Genomic DNA, 2,844 nt, shown 5'->3' on the forward strand with positions numbered 1-2,844 from the left:
CCAGTCGAAGGGCTTGGTCACCACGCCCACCGTCAGGATGCCCATCTCCTTGGCCACGCGCGCGATCACAGGCGCCGCGCCGGTGCCGGTGCCGCCGCCCATGCCGGCGGTGATGAACAGCATGTGCGCGCCGGCGATGGCGTCGCGGATGTCCTCCACCGCGGCTTCGGCGCACTCGCGGCCCTTCTCCGGCTTGCTGCCGGCACCCAGCCCCGTGCCCCCCAGCTGGATCAGCTTGTGGGCCGTGCTGCGCGTGAGCGCCTGCGCATCGGTGTTGGCGCAGATGAATTCCACGCCCTGCACGCTGCGCTCGATCATGTGGGCCACGGCGTTGCCGCCGCCGCCGCCGACGCCGATCACCTTGATCTGCGTGCCCTGGTTGAACTCCTCGACTTCGATCATTTCGATGCTCATGTGATTCTCCTGACTCTTGCAGTTGCCACTGACGAATGCTTGTTGGATGGAACGCTTAACGCGCAAGGGGCGGATCGGTGCACCGCCAGCGCTCCTTTCTCGGGGGCGAGCCCCGCGCGAGCCAGATCTTGTAGCGCGTCATGGCCTAAAAGTTTCCTACGATGAAGTCGCGGATGCGGCCGAAGGCGGTCTTCACCGAGCCGTGCTTCTGCGCCACGCGGGCCCCGCGCATCCGCGCGAGCCGCGCCTCCTCGAGCAATCCCATCACGGTGGCCGCGCGCGGCTGCGCCACCATGTCGGCGAGCGCCCCGTTGAAGCGCGGCACGCCGCGGCGCACCGGCTTCAGGAAGATGTCCTCGCCCAGTTCCACCATGCCGGGCATCACGGCGCTGCCGCCGGTGATCACGACGCCGGAGGACAGCACCTCCTCGTAGCCGGACTCGCGGATCACCTGCTGCACCAGCGAGAAGATCTCCTCCACGCGCGGCTCGATCACGCCGGCCAGGGCCTGCTTGGACAGCATGCGCGGGCCGCGGTCGCCCAGGCCCGGCACCTCCACCTGCTGCTCGGGGTCGGCCAGCAGCTGCTTGGCGTAGCCGGACTCCACCTTGATGTCCTCGGCGTCCTTGGTCGGCGTGCGCAGCGCCATCGCGATGTCGCTCGTGATCAGGTCGCCGGCGATCGGGATCACCGCCGTGTGCCGGATCGCGCCGCCGGTGAAGATCGCCACGTCGGTGGTGCCGGCGCCGATGTCGACGCAGGCCACGCCCAGTTCCTTCTCGTCGTCCGACAGCACGGACTGCGAGGTGGCCAGCGGGTTGAGCAGCAGCTGCTCCACCTCCAGCCCGCAGCGGCGCACGCACTTGATGATGTTCTCGGCCGCGCTCTGGGCGCCGGTGACGATGTGCACCTTCGCCTCCAGCCGGATGCCGCTCATGCCGATCGGCTCCTTCACGTCCTGGCCGTCGATCACGAATTCCTGCGGCTCCACCAGCAGCAGGCGCTGGTCGGTGGAGATGTTGATGGCGCGCGCCGTCTCGACCACCCGCGCCACGTCGGCCGGGGTCACCTCGCGGTCCTTCACCGCCACCATGCCGCTCGAGTTGATGCCGCGGATGTGGCTGCCCGTGATGCCGGTGTAGACGCGGGTGATCTTGCAGTCCGCCATCAGCTCGGCTTCCTTGAGCGCCTGCTGGATGCTCTGCACCGTGGCGTCGATGTTGACCACCACGCCGCGCTTGAGGCCCGTGGCCGGCGCGATGCCCAGGCCGGCGATCTTCAGTTCGCCGCCCCCGAGCACCTCCGCCACCACGGCCATGACCTTGGCCGTGCCTATGTCCAGGCCGACGACGAGATCCTTGTAATCCTTCGCCATCCTCGTTCTTCCTCAGTTCCTCTGCGTGCGCGACTCGGTGGTCGCGACGCCCCTCAGCCTGACTGCATAACCGCCCGTGTGACGCAGGTCCGCCGTCACCAGCGCCTCCGGCCTGCGCCCGTACTTCGATGTCACCTGCGTGAGCGTGCGGGCGAAGCGCTCGCCGCGCGCCAGCACCTCCTGCGGCGTGCCGCGCCCCAGCTCCACCACCGCGCCGCTATCGAGCTGCACCGTCCAGCCGCCGCGGCCGGTGAGCACCACCTGCTCCACCGACAGCTCCAGCGGCTGCAGCAGCGGATCGAGCGCGCGGTACATGGAAAGCACCTGCGCCGCCGAGCCCTCCGGCCCCGCCAGCCGCGGCATGTCGTCCTGTTCGACGTCGCCCGCATTGGCCTCGAACACCTCGCCGAAGCTGTTGACCAGGCGCGACTCCGAATCCGTGCCCCACAGCGCCTCGGCCCGATGCTCCTCGATGCGCACGCGCAGCCGGTTCGGGAATTCGCGCGTGACGACCGCCCGGCGCACCCACGGCACGGCCTCGAAGGCCGCGCGCGCCTGCTGCAGGTCGAGGGTGAAGAAGTTGCCGGCCAGGCGCGGCGCCACGTTGGCGCGCAGCGTGGCGGCGTTGTTGTGCGTCACCTCGCCTTCCACCACGATGGCCCGGATGGCGAACACGGGATGGCGCACGGCCCACCAGGCGAGCGCCGCCAGCAGCACGACGCCGCAGGCCGCGAACAGCACCGTGGCGGTGAGGTTCGTCAGCCGGACGTCGAACGGCAGCGGCGCGTTCGCCTGCTTCTTCTTCATTTCCTGGCCACCTCCTGCGGCGGCAGGTCCAGCGCCGCATCGGCCAGCAGCTGCAGGCACAGGTCCTCGTAGCCGATGCCGGCGGCGCGGGCCGACATGGGCACCAGCGAATGGCCCGTCATGCCGGGCGAGGTGTTGATCTCCAGCAGGGAGGGCTTGCGGGTGGCGGCGTCGATCATCACGTCGATGCGGCCCCAGCCGCGGCAGCCCAGCACCCGGTAGGCCTTGACCACGATCTCCTGGATCGC

Annotated in this window: 2 protein-coding genes and 2 pseudogenes; all 4 read right to left on the minus strand. The window is 69.8% G+C overall.

Going from position 1 to position 2,844, the window contains the following annotated elements; genetic code table 11:
- Positions 1–414: pseudogene (locus VFM98_RS14635) on the minus strand (cell division protein FtsZ); the annotation flags it as partial.
- Positions 415–559: 145 nt separating this feature from the next.
- Complete coding sequence (gene ftsA / locus VFM98_RS14640) at positions 560–1,789, minus strand: cell division protein FtsA (RefSeq protein WP_325110647.1); 1,230 nt, start codon at positions 1,787–1,789, stop codon at positions 560–562.
- A 12-nt stretch (positions 1,790–1,801) separates the two neighbouring features.
- The gene (locus tag VFM98_RS14645) at positions 1,802–2,596 is read right to left on the minus strand and encodes a cell division protein FtsQ/DivIB (protein WP_325110648.1); all 795 of its coding nucleotides are present in this window, start codon (positions 2,594–2,596) and stop codon (positions 1,802–1,804) included.
- Positions 2,593–2,844, minus strand: a pseudogene (locus tag VFM98_RS14650) (D-alanine--D-alanine ligase); the annotation flags it as partial. The pseudogene VFM98_RS14650 and the gene VFM98_RS14645, both read right to left, overlap by 4 nt.

This window comes from Ramlibacter sp. (assembly GCF_035706265.1).
Classification (GTDB): domain Bacteria; phylum Pseudomonadota; class Gammaproteobacteria; order Burkholderiales; family Burkholderiaceae_C; genus Ramlibacter.